The organism is Streptomyces sp. NPDC005303 (genome assembly GCF_040607335.1).
In the GTDB taxonomy this organism is placed as follows: domain Bacteria; phylum Actinomycetota; class Actinomycetes; order Streptomycetales; family Streptomycetaceae; genus Streptomyces.
The window spans coordinates 19474-32273 of sequence record NZ_JBEXGM010000053.1 but is presented as its reverse complement, the minus strand read 5'-3'; the positions used below and the strand labels follow the sequence as shown (position 1 = coordinate 32273).

Sequence of the window (12800 nt, the reverse complement as noted above, 5' to 3'; positions counted from 1 at the left end):
TCTCGTCCTGGGTCTCAAAGATCACTTCCCACCGCCCCGCGCCCACCGCGTCGCGAGCAGCAAGCTGCCGCCTCGCGACCTCTTGCTGCCGCTTCCTCTTCCGCTGTCCTGGCACCAGCCCAGGGTCGCTGGCCGATGCCATCACAGCAAGGCAAATAGCACCAGACACAAACCCGCCCAGTGGTCATTTGTCAGACAGGCCGTAGGTGAGCTTCAGCAGGCCCCTGCGGACCGCCTCGGACACCGCGGCCGCCCGGTTGTCGACGCCGAGCTTGCGGTAGATGCGCACCAGGTGTGTCTTGACGGTCGCCTCGCTGAGGAACAGGGAGTCGGCGATCGAGCGGTTGCTGTGTCCGTCCGCCATCAAGCGCACGACCTCCCGTTCCCGCCCGGTCAACTCCGGTGCGGGGAGCACGGGTTGGCCGACCAGGCCGCCGACGACCTCCGGGGCGAGCCCCATACCGCCGACCGCGGCGCTGCGTACCGCCCGGAACAGGTCCTCGGGAGGCCCGGCCTTAAGGACGTAGCCGCGAGCGCCGGCCTCCAGGGCGCGCACGACGTCGACGCGCCCGGAGTAGCTGGTCAGCATGACCACAGGCACGCCCGGTGCCTCGGCGGCCAGCGCCCGGACGGCCGCGACACCGTCGGCCACTCCGTCTCCGTGGTCGCTGCCCTCGAACCGCAGATCCATCAGCACGACGTCGGGCGTCAGTGACACGGCAAGCCGAACGGCCTGCTCGGCGTCGGCCGACTCCGCGATCACCTCGATGTCCGGCTCGCCCTCCAACAGGGCCCGCAGGCCCGCCCGTACGACGGCATGGTCGTCGGCGATCAGCAGGCGCAGCGGAGATGTCGTCATCGCGCCGCCACGGTTGCACTCACCCTCGGCAGCGCACCGGGCAGTGGGCGGACAGGGACCCGGGCCCGGATCCGCGTGCCCCGCCTCGGGGCGCTGTCGACGGTCAGGTCACCGCCGTACTCCCGCAGCCGCGCCCGTGCCGCCGGAAGACCGAAACCGCGGTCCGAAGGGCACTCGCCGTCGAAGCGGGCGAGGTCGAAGCCGACCCCGTCGTCGCACACTTCGAGTTCCACGTGGTCGGCAGCATGGTTCAGGGTGACGAACAGGCTCGTGGCCCGAGCGTGCTCACGCACATTGGCGAATGCGCCCTGCGCGATCCGGAACAGGGTGACCGCCACCTGCTCGTCCAGGTCGGGACGGCGGGCTCCCAGCGACCGGAACCGTACGTCCGGCGCCGTCCCCTCTTCCCGGGCCCGCAGACACAGCAATTTCAGGGCGCCTTCCAGCCCGTCCTCGGCGACGACCGAGGGGGTGAGATCGCGGATCATCCGCCGGGTCTCCGCCAGACCGGCGTCGAGGCCGTCGATGACCGCGCGCAGGCGGGTGCGGGCCATCTCCGGGCGTTCCTCCCAGTCCCGTTCGGCGGCCTGCAGCAGCATCAGGCTGCCGGAGAGGTCCTGGGCGAGCGTGTCGTGCAGGTCCCGCGCGATGCGCTCGCGCTCCGCCAGCACACCGGCCCGCCGCTGCTCCCGCGCGAGCACGTCGCGCGTGCGGCGCAGGTCCTCCACCAGGCGCTGACGCTCCGCGGCGGCACGCTGTTGCGCCTGGTACAGCGCCACCGTGCCCCAGACTGCCGCCACGGGAATCAGCACCATCTCCGCGTCGAAACCTCCGGCGCTGCGCGTGAGTTGACCGACCAGCACGAGCGTGACGGCGGCGAGAGCGACAGCGGCCGTACGGCCCCCGAGCGCTCGGAGCGCCGCACAGGCCAGCGGCACCGCGCACCATACGTACGCCCCGGTCAGCGGCGGTGGCGTCAGAGCCACCAGGTAGGCCCAGAGCCCCAGCAGCGCGGCCACCCAGACGTGCCGGGCGAGTGGGTTCAGCCTGCTGCCCAGCACCAGGCCCACCGTGTACGTGACGGCGAGCAGTGCGCTGACGCTCACGACGTCCCAGCACAGCGGGATGTTCAGCCTCGCCAGCCGGACCAGGGCGGCACCGACGATGAGAAAGAATACGAAGTGCGCCAGGTGGCGGGGAGCGAACCGGTGCGCAACGAGGCCCGCAGCTCGGGCGCGATGGCCGACGCGGCCGGGGATCGGCGGCGACGGGTGGGCGGGGCCCAGGTCGGACACGGCAAACCCCCTGGAGAGATGATCCTTCGGGGCGGCCGAGTCTATCCGTCGGCTGTATGGGTGATGTGAAGAGCGGGGCCCGGGCGATGGCGCGAGAGCGAGATTGACCAGGGCCCCGCGGGGTCTCAGGCCCCCGGGTGCAGTCCAGGCCAGCCGGGCGTGGGGTCGCCCTTGACCTCCCCGAAGTACAGAGCGAAGGTCTGCTTCCAGCGCTCCACCTCGGCACGGTCGGCCATGAAGGCCGGGAAGCCGTCGACGTGCGCGTTCGGGTACTCCCAGATCGGCTTCAGACCGGCGGGGGGAGTGATGTCGGTACGCACCGACCAGCCGTTGAAGGAGTTCTTCTGCGTCTCGGCGGACAACTGCCAGTTGAGGTACAGCTTGGCCGCCGTGGGATTCTTGGCCCGCTTGAGCACGGCCGCGCGCTGGCCCCAGGCCATGAAGGGATGCCCGTCGGCGATCACGAACCTCGCCGGGGACGACGAGGAGACCGCCGAGCCGGCGGTGCCGATGCCGATGGCCTTCTGCCCGGCGAAGACGGCCTCGCCCGGCGAGTTGCTGCCCCGGGCGAACCGGACGTCCTGCCCGGCGAGTTTGGCCACCCAGTCCCAGCCGTACGTGCGGGCGTAGAGCGTGTAGAGGTAGAGCACGGCGTCGTCGTCGTGCGGATACGAGGAAGCGATCTTGCCCTTCCACTTCGGGTCGACGAGGTCGAGCGGACTGCGCGGAGCGTCCGAGCCCACGGCCGCCGTGCCGTACAGGAAGCTGAAGGCGATCGCGGAGACGGCGACCCACGCGCCCTGCGGGTCCTTGAAGGAGTGGTGCAGCTTCGAGAACCCGGCGGGCTTGTAGTGCAGCAGTCGGCCCAGCTGCTTCCACCGGACGAAGTCCTGCAGGGTCTGCAGTTGTACGACATCGGGAACGAGGGTGTCGGTCGCGAACTGGTTGTCCACGCGGACGTCGTGGTACTTGCTGTAGTCGACGATCAGCGTCAGGTCGATGTCGGGGAAGCGGGCCTTGAAGGCCGCCTTCGTGCCGTCCTGCTGCGTCGGGGTGTCGCCGCCGGCGTACACGACGAGCTTGCCGCCCTCCTTGACGGCGGCCTGGTAGAGCTCGTCGAGGGTGCGGGTCTCCTCGGGGCCGCCGCTGTGCGCGGAGGTGGCGGTCAGGGCGGCGGCCGAGGCGGTGGAGGCGGTGGCGCCGGCGATGCCGAGCCCGAGGGCGGCGCCCGCCCCGGTGGTGAGGACACGTCGTCTGCTGGGGAAGTCGGACACGCTGAGGAGACCTCTCTGCTGAGGGGGGATGAATCGGCCCGGGCGCCATGGGCGTTCGCCAGTCTGGTACGAAGGCGCGGGAGGCCGCGTCGTCCGTACGGATCGATGAACCGACGGACGGTGGAAACGGCGTTCAACCGAACGGTTGAACGCCGACGACGGGGCTTCGGGCCTACGCCGTCGGCGGCGCCTCGGCGGCACGGCGGTGGCTCGGCGTGGGACCAGCGTGGGGGAGAGCGTGATCTGGACCGAGGGCTTGCAGCGGTCCGCGATCCGTTCCAGCAGCAGACGGCCGCGTTCCTGTCGATCACCGGTCTGACCGGCAACGTCGCTGGCTCCGACCCGGAAGACCGGCACCGTCACCACCAATGGCCCCGGCTCCAACCGGCGGATCAGCAACATCCGCCGGGGCCGGCGCGGCAACCACCTCTGGGTGCCGGGTGCCCACCAACTGCCCGCAGCGCGACGAACGCCCCGGCTGGACCGGCGACACCCAGGTGTTCGCCACCACCGGCCTCCACACGCCGAAATGCCGACGCCTTGCCCTTCCGGGCCACTGCCCAGCGTAGGGAGTCCATGTCCGCGTCCAACCTCATGTCCTGCCCACGTGGTTCACATCGGGCATGCCTCGCCGACCGCGGCGGGGCAGCGGGGCTCCCGGCCATGCGCACGGGGGCGACGAGGAGCCAGGCTCATGCTGCCTGATGGAGCAACAGGCAGAACTTGTGGATCGGCAAAGGTGAATCCGTGAGGCCGCTTGTGCAAGGAGGAACGACTTCCCGAGTGGCAGGCGGCCGTCAGCAGAACTCTCCGGTTGTGCTGCGCACGGGTGTGATGATCTCGTCGGTGAGCCATCGCGCGGCCTGTGAGGGATAGGGGCCCCGCAGGCTCAGCACGATGTGCGTCACGCCTGCGGCGATGAGTTCCGTGATGGCCTTGCGGTCGGCGGCCGGGTCGTCGTAGGAGACGATGTACTGCACGGAGCGGGTGATCATCCGCGGATCACGGCCGATGGACGCGCAGTGGTCGTCCAGGGCAGCACTGCGCTCGGTGATGTAGTCCAGTGTGTGGTGCGGCGGTCCGGGGATGTTCCAGATGTCGGCGTGCTCGGCGACCAGGCGAAGCGTTCGGTTTCCCCAGCCTCCGATCAGCAGGGGCGGGCCTGGCTGCTGGAGGGGTTTCGGCTCGTTGCGGTTGCCGGTCAGGGTGTAGTAGCGCCCGTGGAAGTCGAATACGTCCCGCGTCCACATGCCGCGGAGGATGGCGATGGTCTCCTCCAGGCGGGCGATGCCTTCGGCGGGCGGGACGAGCGTGAGGCCGTAGGCGGCGTACTCCGCGGCGGCCGGGTTCTCGCCGGCGATTCCGCCCGCGTTGGGTGGCTGCACGGTGCCGCCCACGCCGAGGCCCATGATCAGGCGGCCTCCGGAGATCACGTCGACCGTTGTGGCGATTTTGCCGAGGACGGCGGGCTGCCGGATCCGATTGCTCGTCACGAGCAGCCCCAAGCGCAGCCGCTGGGTTCTGGCGGCCAGGGCGCTCAGCAGCGTCCAGCCTTCGAGGATCTGCCCGTCCTTCGGGCCGGTGATCGGCATGAGGTGGTCCCACAGCCAGGCGTCCGAGATCTCGGGCAGGTCGTCCGCCTCTTGCCACACGCGGAGGATGTCCTGGTAGGGGACCCGCATCGGGGTGGTCTTGATTCCGAACGTCACGGAGGGGAGGTGCTGGTCGGACATGTTGCCACGCGCCCTTCGAGTCGACGTGTCACCGGTGACGGCGACGCAACCGTCACCGTAGCGGATCGTCAGCAGTACTGACTATCAGGCTGGGGATATACGCTGCCGCCATGACTCGCGACGCGCCCGCCGAGGTGCTCACCTCCCGCCTCGGCTACCTGCTCAAGCACGCATACCTGCGGCTGACCGAGGAGTCCTCGCGAGCCTTGGCGCCGTATGGGATCGATGGCCGCGAACTGGCGGTTCTCGCCGTCCTCGACGCGCATGCCGAGCTGTCCCAACTGGAAGCGGCGGGCAAACTGGGCATCGACCGCACCACGATGGTGGCCCTCGTGGACACCCTGGAGGAGAAGGAACTCGTCGAGCGGCGCCGCAGCCCCCAGGACCGACGCAAGAACATCGTGCAACTGACGCCGATCGGGCGGGAGCGCCTGCACGACGCCGAATCTGCCCGCCAGGAGCTGGAACGCCGCTTCCTCGCCCCGCTCTCCAGCACGGACGCCACGCGCTTGGTCCGCACCCTGCAGTCCCTCGTCGGCGCCCCGATGGGCGCCGGCCAGGCATCAGACCCGACATGACGGACGATCAGGTCGACAGGGACGGACCCCGTCCATCGCCCCAAGAATCGCACTTACCAGCCTCAATCACGTCGACGTCCAGCAGCCGGAAGCCGCTCCGCTCAAAGCGTCCGCCCAGGCCGGTGGGGAGGCGAATCTCGTCAGCGGCGCATTTGCCTGCGGTGGACTCGTCGCAAAGGCGACAACCGGGAGTACCTCATGGCGCAACACTCTCGACCGAATGCCCAGGCGGTGATCAGAGCCGCATGGAAGCTCGGCGTGACGCCGGCAGGCACCTCTTCGGCCACCGTGCCCCGAATCGATCGGGCCACCGTATGGCCGACGGCCTTTGAAGGCCACCACGTCCACCTGAGGCGACGGGGCATCGCCGTGCTCCCAGAACCTGGTGAAGCTGGTGGCTCCTCCCGCCACAGGCGCTCCTGAACCAGGTCCACCCCATGTCCTCTCCGGACACCCACCACGAGCGACCGTCCCGAGCGATCACTCGAACGGCTCACCCATGCCGCGCCGCAGGAGGCGAGGGTGCGTGAGCGATGTGACGGTGGTGGAAGACATGGGCGTGCACGCGGAGACGAGGAGGCGCGATGTCGGGCGGATCGGTCGAAGGCGGCGTGGCGTCCGCCGGCACCACGGGCGGCACCACGGACCTGCCTCCCGACCAGTCGCTGAGCGCCTTCGAACAGCTGGGCGCCGTCGCCGACGCCGTCCTCTACGAGGGCTACCTCCTCTATCCGTACCGGCGGTCGTCGGCCAAGAACCGCGTCCGGTGGCAGTTCGGGGTGTTGTTCCCGCGTGACTGGGTGGAGCGGGACGGCCCCGTGGTCCCTGGGGTGTCCGGCTCAGCGGACTCCTGGTACCAGCAGACCGAGTGTCTGCTGAGGATCCGGCGGCCCGATGCTCTCCTGCGGGTGAGGCTTCGCTATCTGCAGATGCAGCGCAAGCAGCTGGAAAGCGCCGACCGGGACGGCGGCCACCGCGCCGTCGAGTCGCTGCTGACCGATGACGGCACGGCGCATCTGACCTTCGACGAGGCGGTGCCGTGCGAAGTCGACATCGCGGTACCGGTGGACGACCTCCGTCAGGGTGAACGCACCGTGTCGACGGGAGCCGCGACCGGCCTTGACGTCGAGGAACTGCCGCAGGACGTCGGGCGAGTGGTGCGCCGTCGCGAGGAGCTACAGGCCAACACCACCGTCGGCGTCGAGCGGCTCGGGCCGGACCTCTACCGGCTGCGGGTACGCACCACGAACACCGCAACCGCGCCCGATCCGCAGGCCCCGCGCGACGAGGCGCTGTGCCGTGCCCTCATTGCCACCCATACGCTCATCGGCGGTGAAGGCGTCGAGTTCGCCTCCCTGATCGATCCGCCCGAGGATCTGCGTAGCCATGCCGACGCATGCCGCAACGAATTCGCTTTCCCCGTGCTCGGAGGCGAGCCGGCAGGCGATCCCGCCGCCGGTGCGGGCGCCGTCGGAAGCGTCCTGCTGGCCTCGCCGATCATCCTTCCCGACCATCCGCAGGTGGCCCCGGAAAGTCCGGGCGACCTGCATGACGCGGGGGAGATCGACGAGATCCTCACCCTGCGCACGATGTTGCTCACCGACGAGGAGAAACGCGAGGCACGCGCCACCGACGCGCGGGCCGCCGCGATCCTCGACCGGGTCGACACCATGCCCCGCGAGGTCTTCGAACGACTGCACGGTGCCGTCCGGTCCCTGGCCCCGGCCACCTGCGAGACCCCACCCGCGGAACGGCGTGCCCCGGCACCGGTCACCCGCGAGAGCCCACCCGTCGAACGCGCCGCCTGGTGGCAGGAGGGTGCCGACGACGGTCTCTCCCCGTCCACCGACACGGTGCTCGTCGACGGCGTTCCCCTCGGCCGTGGCAGTCGCGTCCGGCTGCGGCCGCGGCGACGCGGCGCCGACGCCCAGGACATGTTCCTGGCCGGGCGGACCGCCGAGGTGGCCGCCGTCTTCCACGACGTGGACGGCAGTGTGCACCTCGCCGTCACCCTCGAGGACGATCCGGCGGCCGAACTGCACAACTGGTACGGCCGTTACCACTACTTCCGGCCCGACGAACTGGAACCACTCAGCCCGACCGACTCCGACACCCCCCGCAGCGGAGGCCGTTGACATGACAACGCACAGCAGCACCACCGAGGTCAGCGGCGAACCCAGCCGCGGCGAGGAAAGGCAGGGCTTCGACGAGATCCACATCCTCTGGATCTCCGAAGGCATGAGCTGCGACGGCGACACCGTCTCCCTGACGGCCGCCGACCAGCCCTCCATCGAGGACCTGGTCCTCGGCCTGATCCCGGGCCTGCCGAAGGTGAACCTGGTCAACAAGGTGCTCTCCCCGAGCCTGGGCGGTGAGGACTTCCTCGCTCCCTACCGGGCGGCGGCGCGCGGCGAGTTGGCCCCGTTCATCCTCGTCATCGAGGGGTCGATCCCCAACCAGAACATCATCGAGGGCGACGGCTACTGGACGTCGTTCGGCAACGACCCCGAGACCGGTGAGCCGCAGACCCTGAACTGGTGGATCGATCAACTCGCCCCCAAGGCCTGGGCGGTGGTGGCCGCCGGTACCTGTGCCACCTTCGGCGGCATCCACGCGATGGCCGGCAACCCGACCGGCTGCATGGGCCTCGCGGACTACCTGGGCTGGGACTTCAAGTCCCAGGGCGCCCTGCCCGTGGTGAACGTCCCCGGCTGCCCCATCCAGCCCGAGAACTTCATGGAGACCCTGATCTGGGTCCTCTACCACGCGGCTGGATCCGCTCCGCCGCCCCCGTTGGACCACATGCTGCGTCCGCAGTGGCTGTTCGGAAAGACGGTCCACGAGGGCTGTGACCGCGGCTCGTACTACGAGCAGGGCAACTTCGGCAAGGACTACAACTCACCCAAGTGCCTGGTGAAGACAGGGTGTTGGGGACCGGTGGTCAACTGCAACGTTCCCAAGCGCGGCTGGATGGCGGGCATCGGCGGCTGCCCGAACGTCGGCGGCATCTGCATCGGCTGCACGATGCCCGGTTTCCCCGACGCCTTCATGCCCTTCATGGACGAGCCACCCGGCGGAACGTTGTCGTCGATGGTCGTCAAGCCGTACGGAGCCGTCATCCGCCGCCTGCGCGGCTTCACCAACGAGCTGGTGAACCACGAACCCAGGTGGCGCCACAACAAGCGGAAGCTGACCAGCGGTTACGACCCCTACTGGCGGCCCTGACAGCCCGCGAGGCCCACCCCATCACGGACCGAGAGAACACCGACAGCAAGGGGCAGTAACAGCGATGACCACAACCGAGTCCCGGCCCACGGGACGCAAGCCGGCGCAGCTCGTGGACATGTCCTGGGACCCGATCACCCGCATCATCGGGAATCTGGGCATCTACACGAAGATCGACTTCGCCAACCAGGAAGTCGTGGAGTGCCACAGCACCTCGTCGCTGTTCCGCGGCTACTCGGTGTTCATGAAGGGCAAGGACCCGCGCGACGCAGGATTCATCACCTCCCGCATCTGCGGCATCTGCGGGGACAACCACACCACCTGCTCCGACTACGCCCAGCAGATGGCCTACGGGGTCAAGCCGCCGAGGCTCGCCGAGCACATCGTCAACCTCGGCGAAGCGGCCGAGTACATGTTCGACCACACGATCTTCCAGGACAACCTGGTGTTCGTGGACTTCTGCGAAGCCATGGTCAAGGCCACCAACCCCGGTGTGCTGGCCCGCGCCGAGCGCACCGACGCACCCCGCGGCGACATCCACGGCTACCGGACCATCGCCGACATCATGAAGGCCTTCAATCCCTTCGAGGGCGAGGTCTACAAGGAAGCCCTTAAGGTCAGCCGGGTCACCCGTGAGATGTTCTGCCTGATGGAGGGGCGGCACGTCCACCCGTCCACGCTCTACCCCGGTGGCGTGGGCACGCTGCCGCAGCCGACCGTCTTCACCGACTATCTCAGCCGCCTCATGCGGGTCATCGACTTCGTCAAGAAGGCCGTCGCCATGAACGACGACGTCTTCGACTTCTTCTACGAGGCGCTGCCCGGCTACGAGGAGGTCGGACGCCGCCGCACCCTGCTGGGCTGCTGGGGTGCGTGGCAGAACCCGGACGTGGTCGACTACCGCTACGAAAACATGAACACCTGGGGCAAGGCGATGTACGTCACCCCCGGCATCATCGTCGACGGCGAACTGGTCACCAACAACCTCGTCGACATCAACCTCGGCCTGCGGATCATGCTGGGCAGCTCCTTCTACGAGGACTGGGTCAACGAGCAGCCCTTCGTCACCCACGATCCGCTGGGCAACCCGGTCGACATGCGCCACCCGTGGAACCAGACCACCGTCCCGGTGCCGCAGAAGCGTGACTTCGACGGCAAGTACAGCTGGGTGATGAGCCCGCGCTGGTTCGACCAGCGCACCGGGGACCACCTGGCCCTGGACACCGGTGGGGGCCCGCTGGCCCGGTTGTGGTCGACAGCGCTGAGCGGCCTGGTCGACACCCCGTACATCAAGGCCACCGGCAGCAGCGTGCGCATCTCGCTGCCCAAGGGCGAGTCGCTGCCGGAGACCACGCTGGAGTGGCGCATCCCGAAGTGGAGCAACACCATCGAACGGGACCGCGCCCGGCCGTACTTCGTCGCCTACGCGGCCGCCATGGCCCTGCAGTTCCTGGAAGAGGCGATGGGACTGGTACGCGCCGGCGACACCAAGGTGTTCGAGAACTTCGAGGTGCCCGACGAGGCGATCGGCTGCGGCTTCCACGAGGCGGTGCGCGGTGTCCTCTCCCACCACCTGGTGATCAAGGACAAGAAGATCGCCAACTACCACCCGTACCCGCCCACGCCGTGGAACGCCAGCCCCCGCGACAAGTTCGGCACCCCCGGACCGTACGAGGACGCCGTCCAGGGACAGCCGATCTTCGAGGAGAACGGGCCCGACGACTTCAAGGGCGTCGACATCATGCGCACCGTGCGCAGCTTCGACCCCTGTCTGCCGTGTGGGGTGCACATGTACGTCGGCAAGGGCAAGACGCTGACCACACTGCACTCGCCGACCTACGGCGCGAACCATGGCTGAGCCCGAGGAGGTCGAGGAAGTCGAACGTCTCGCCGACCCGATGGTGGAGTCCCGGCTCGCCCGTCTCGACCAGCTGCTGGAAGGGCTCGAGTCCGCGCCGGGTCCCTCCACCCGCTCGGCGATCGAGGCGGTACGGCTGCTGACCGAGGTCTACGGCGAGGCGCTGGCCCGGGTCATGGACCACGCAGACGCGCGGTTGTCCGGCCTACTGGCCGACGATGAGTTGCTGGGGCACCTCCTGGTGCTGCACGAGATCCACCCGGAGCCCGTCGAGAGCCGGGCCGCCCGAGCGGTCGAGCGGTTGCGGCCCGCAGTGCAGGAACGCGGCGGCGACGTGGAGTGGGCCGGTGTGGATGGAGCCGTGGGCCGCGTGCGACTGACGACGGGTGGCGGCTGCGGCTCCGGCTGTGGTGGCGGCGGCACGAGCGACGTGACCGCCGCGGTCCGGGAGGCGGTGCTCGCCGTCGCTCCGGAGCTGACGGCGGTGGAGCCGGTGGAAACCGCCGCGCCCCCCGCCTTCGTACCACTGGCCACGCTCACGCACCGAGGCACACCGTGACCACGGAAGGCGCGCTGGCCCGTCTCATCCGCTCCTCCGCGGACGGCACCACGACGGCCGTGGCGGAGCGGTGCGATCTGTGCGCCGCGCCGGTGGCCGACGAGCACCCCCACCTCTACGACACCGCGGACGAGCAGGTGTGCTGCGCCTGCGGCCCCTGCTCGGTGCTCTTCGCCGACGGCGGTACGGGGGACGGGCGCTACCGGCTGGTTCCCCGCAGGCGGATCCGCCTGGACCGGGTGGATACTGAAGTCCTGGGCGTCCCCGTGGGGCTGGTCTTCTTCGTGCCCCGGGCCGACGGCACGGTCACCGCCGAGGGCCCGAGCCCGGCCGGGGCCATGCGATGGGAGATCGACGCGGCGGCCTGGCAGCGGCTGGCCGCGGAGTGTCCGCAGCTCGCGTCCATGGAACCCGACGTGGAGGCACTGCTCGTGAACACCGTCCACGGCAACGACCACCACTGGATCGTCCCGGTCGACGACTGCTACCGGATGATCGCGGTGGTACGCCGGGAATGGCGGGGCCTGTCCGGCGGCGGCCGGATCTGGCCCGCCGTCGACCGGTTCTTCGAGGACCTCACCGAGCGGTCATGAGGACGTCCTCCGCGGCGCGGAGGCGAGGAAGGAGCACACCCCATGGGCAGCATCAGGGTCGGCCGACCCCAGGCCAAGCCCGACTCGACCGGGCACGTCTCCGGTATGCACCAGGGCAACACAGGGCCGTACGGCCGGCAGACCGGGCATCACGAGGACGGCACCGCCGACGCGCGCCGCTCCACCGGGATCCATTGGAAGCGGCACGACGCCCTGCTGGACGTCATGCCGAACATCCCGCCGGGATGAGGAACAGCAGGGAGCCGGAATGAAATTCCAACGAGGACGCGGCGCACAGGACAGGACGTCGGGACGGCGGCTGCTGATGGCCGAGGCCGCCCTGGCCGGCGCCGTGGCCCTGGCGTTGTTCGTACAGGAGTTGCCGAGTCTGCGGCGCGAGTTGCGGATCTACCGGATGGCCGGCGGTCTGCGCGCGGGCCACCGGTACCCGTGAGCCGGCCGTGCACGAGTTGTCGATCGCGACCGCGATCATCGAGCGGGCCGACGAACTGGCCCGGGCGGACGGGACGGGCGCCGTCTCGGCGGTGACCGTCCGGGTGGGCGAGCTGTCGGGAGTCGTGCCCGACGCCCTCGACTTCGCCTTCGAAGTGGCCCGCGACGGAACGTCCCTCGCCGCTGCCCGGCTCGTGGTCGAGCAGGTTCCCGCGCAGGCCTACTGCGGCCCGTGCGCGCAGGAGTTCGCGGTGGGCATGCCCCCGTTCTTCTGGTGTCCGCACTGCGACCAGCCCTCCACCGAGCTGCGCAGCGGCCGGGAACTGGAGATCACCGGGATCGAGGCCCAGCGCTGACACCTGCGGGGCCCCGC

General features: G+C 69.6%; 13 protein-coding genes and 1 pseudogene. 10 read left to right on the top strand and 4 right to left on the bottom strand.

The features are described from left to right. Nucleotides 1-184 precede the first annotated feature (184 nt). From ABZT93_RS38420 to ABZT93_RS38410, 3 genes are all read right to left on the bottom strand, one after another. Nucleotides 185-859 (bottom strand): response regulator transcription factor, encoded by a 675-nt coding sequence (locus ABZT93_RS38420; RefSeq protein WP_356113429.1) that lies wholly within the window; start codon nt 857-859, stop codon nt 185-187. After that, complete coding sequence (locus ABZT93_RS38415; RefSeq protein ID WP_356113427.1) at nt 856-2154, bottom strand: sensor histidine kinase; 1299 nt, start codon at nt 2152-2154, stop codon at nt 856-858. Before ABZT93_RS38415 ends, ABZT93_RS38420 begins: the two co-directional genes overlap by 4 nt. Before the next feature lie 125 nt (nt 2155-2279). Continuing rightward, nucleotides 2280-3428, bottom strand: a complete 1149-nt coding sequence (locus tag ABZT93_RS38410) for an ABC transporter substrate-binding protein (protein ID WP_356113425.1) — start codon at nt 3426-3428, stop codon at nt 2280-2282. 300 nt (nt 3429-3728) lie between these two features. Here ABZT93_RS38410 and ABZT93_RS38405 point away from each other — a divergent pair. Beyond that, a pseudogene (locus ABZT93_RS38405) lies at nt 3729-3949 on the top strand (hypothetical protein); the annotation flags it as partial. A 276-nt stretch (nt 3950-4225) separates the two neighbouring features. Here the strand turns inward: ABZT93_RS38405 and ABZT93_RS38400 are convergent. Next, entirely contained in the window at nt 4226-5161 is a 936-nt protein-coding gene (locus ABZT93_RS38400; RefSeq protein WP_356113424.1) for an LLM class flavin-dependent oxidoreductase, read from the bottom strand. A gap of 110 nt (nt 5162-5271) precedes the next feature. On the opposite strand from ABZT93_RS38400, the gene ABZT93_RS38395 reads away from it, so the two are divergent. The 9 genes from ABZT93_RS38395 (at nt 5272) to hypA (ending at nt 12783) form a co-directional block, all read left to right on the top strand. Continuing rightward, the gene (locus ABZT93_RS38395; RefSeq protein ID WP_356113422.1) at nt 5272-5739 is read left to right on the top strand and encodes a MarR family transcriptional regulator; all 468 of its coding nucleotides are present in this window, start codon (nt 5272-5274) and stop codon (nt 5737-5739) included. 584 nt (nt 5740-6323) lie between these two features. Next, entirely contained in the window at nt 6324-7874 is a 1551-nt protein-coding gene (locus ABZT93_RS38390) for a hypothetical protein (RefSeq protein WP_356113420.1), read from the top strand. A 1-nt stretch (nt 7875) separates the two neighbouring features. Beyond that, the gene (locus tag ABZT93_RS38385) at nt 7876-8964 is read left to right on the top strand and encodes a hydrogenase expression protein HypE (protein ID WP_356113419.1); all 1089 of its coding nucleotides are present in this window, start codon (nt 7876-7878) and stop codon (nt 8962-8964) included. 64 nt (nt 8965-9028) lie between these two features. Then, on the top strand, nt 9029-10822 hold the full coding sequence (locus ABZT93_RS38380) for a nickel-dependent hydrogenase large subunit (protein WP_356113417.1): 1794 nt from the start codon (nt 9029-9031) through the stop codon (nt 10820-10822). Next, the gene (locus tag ABZT93_RS38375) at nt 10815-11381 is read left to right on the top strand and encodes a NifU family protein (protein ID WP_356113416.1); all 567 of its coding nucleotides are present in this window, start codon (nt 10815-10817) and stop codon (nt 11379-11381) included. Before ABZT93_RS38380 ends, ABZT93_RS38375 begins: the two co-directional genes overlap by 8 nt. Then, nucleotides 11378-11974, top strand: coding sequence for a DUF5947 family protein (locus tag ABZT93_RS38370; protein WP_356113415.1), 597 nt, complete (start codon nt 11378-11380; stop codon nt 11972-11974). The genes ABZT93_RS38375 and ABZT93_RS38370 overlap by 4 nt, the downstream gene beginning before the upstream one ends. Before the next feature lie 42 nt (nt 11975-12016). Next, on the top strand, nt 12017-12223 hold the full coding sequence (locus ABZT93_RS38365; protein ID WP_356113413.1) for a hypothetical protein: 207 nt from the start codon (nt 12017-12019) through the stop codon (nt 12221-12223). A 19-nt stretch (nt 12224-12242) separates the two neighbouring features. After that, nucleotides 12243-12428, top strand: a complete 186-nt coding sequence (locus ABZT93_RS38360; RefSeq protein WP_356113411.1) for a hypothetical protein — start codon at nt 12243-12245, stop codon at nt 12426-12428. 7 nt (nt 12429-12435) lie between these two features. Beyond that, complete coding sequence (gene hypA / locus ABZT93_RS38355) at nt 12436-12783, top strand: hydrogenase maturation nickel metallochaperone HypA (protein ID WP_356113409.1); 348 nt, start codon at nt 12436-12438, stop codon at nt 12781-12783. Nucleotides 12784-12800 lie beyond the last annotated feature (17 nt).

Coding starts and splice junctions, on each gene's coding strand:
- ABZT93_RS38420 (WP_356113429.1), bottom strand. CDS start 859: ATGACGACATCTCCGCTGCGCCTGCTGATCGCCGACGACCATGCCGTC.
- ABZT93_RS38400 (WP_356113424.1), bottom strand. CDS start 5,161: ATGTCCGACCAGCACCTCCCCTCCGTGACGTTCGGAATCAAGACCACC.
- ABZT93_RS38395 (WP_356113422.1), top strand. CDS start 5,272: ATGACTCGCGACGCGCCCGCCGAGGTGCTCACCTCCCGCCTCGGCTAC.
- ABZT93_RS38390 (WP_356113420.1), top strand. CDS start 6,324: ATGTCGGGCGGATCGGTCGAAGGCGGCGTGGCGTCCGCCGGCACCACG.
- ABZT93_RS38385 (WP_356113419.1), top strand. CDS start 7,876: ATGACAACGCACAGCAGCACCACCGAGGTCAGCGGCGAACCCAGCCGC.
- ABZT93_RS38380 (WP_356113417.1), top strand. CDS start 9,029: ATGACCACAACCGAGTCCCGGCCCACGGGACGCAAGCCGGCGCAGCTC.
- ABZT93_RS38375 (WP_356113416.1), top strand. CDS start 10,815: ATGGCTGAGCCCGAGGAGGTCGAGGAAGTCGAACGTCTCGCCGACCCG.
- ABZT93_RS38365 (WP_356113413.1), top strand. CDS start 12,017: ATGGGCAGCATCAGGGTCGGCCGACCCCAGGCCAAGCCCGACTCGACC.
- ABZT93_RS38360 (WP_356113411.1), top strand. CDS start 12,243: ATGAAATTCCAACGAGGACGCGGCGCACAGGACAGGACGTCGGGACGG.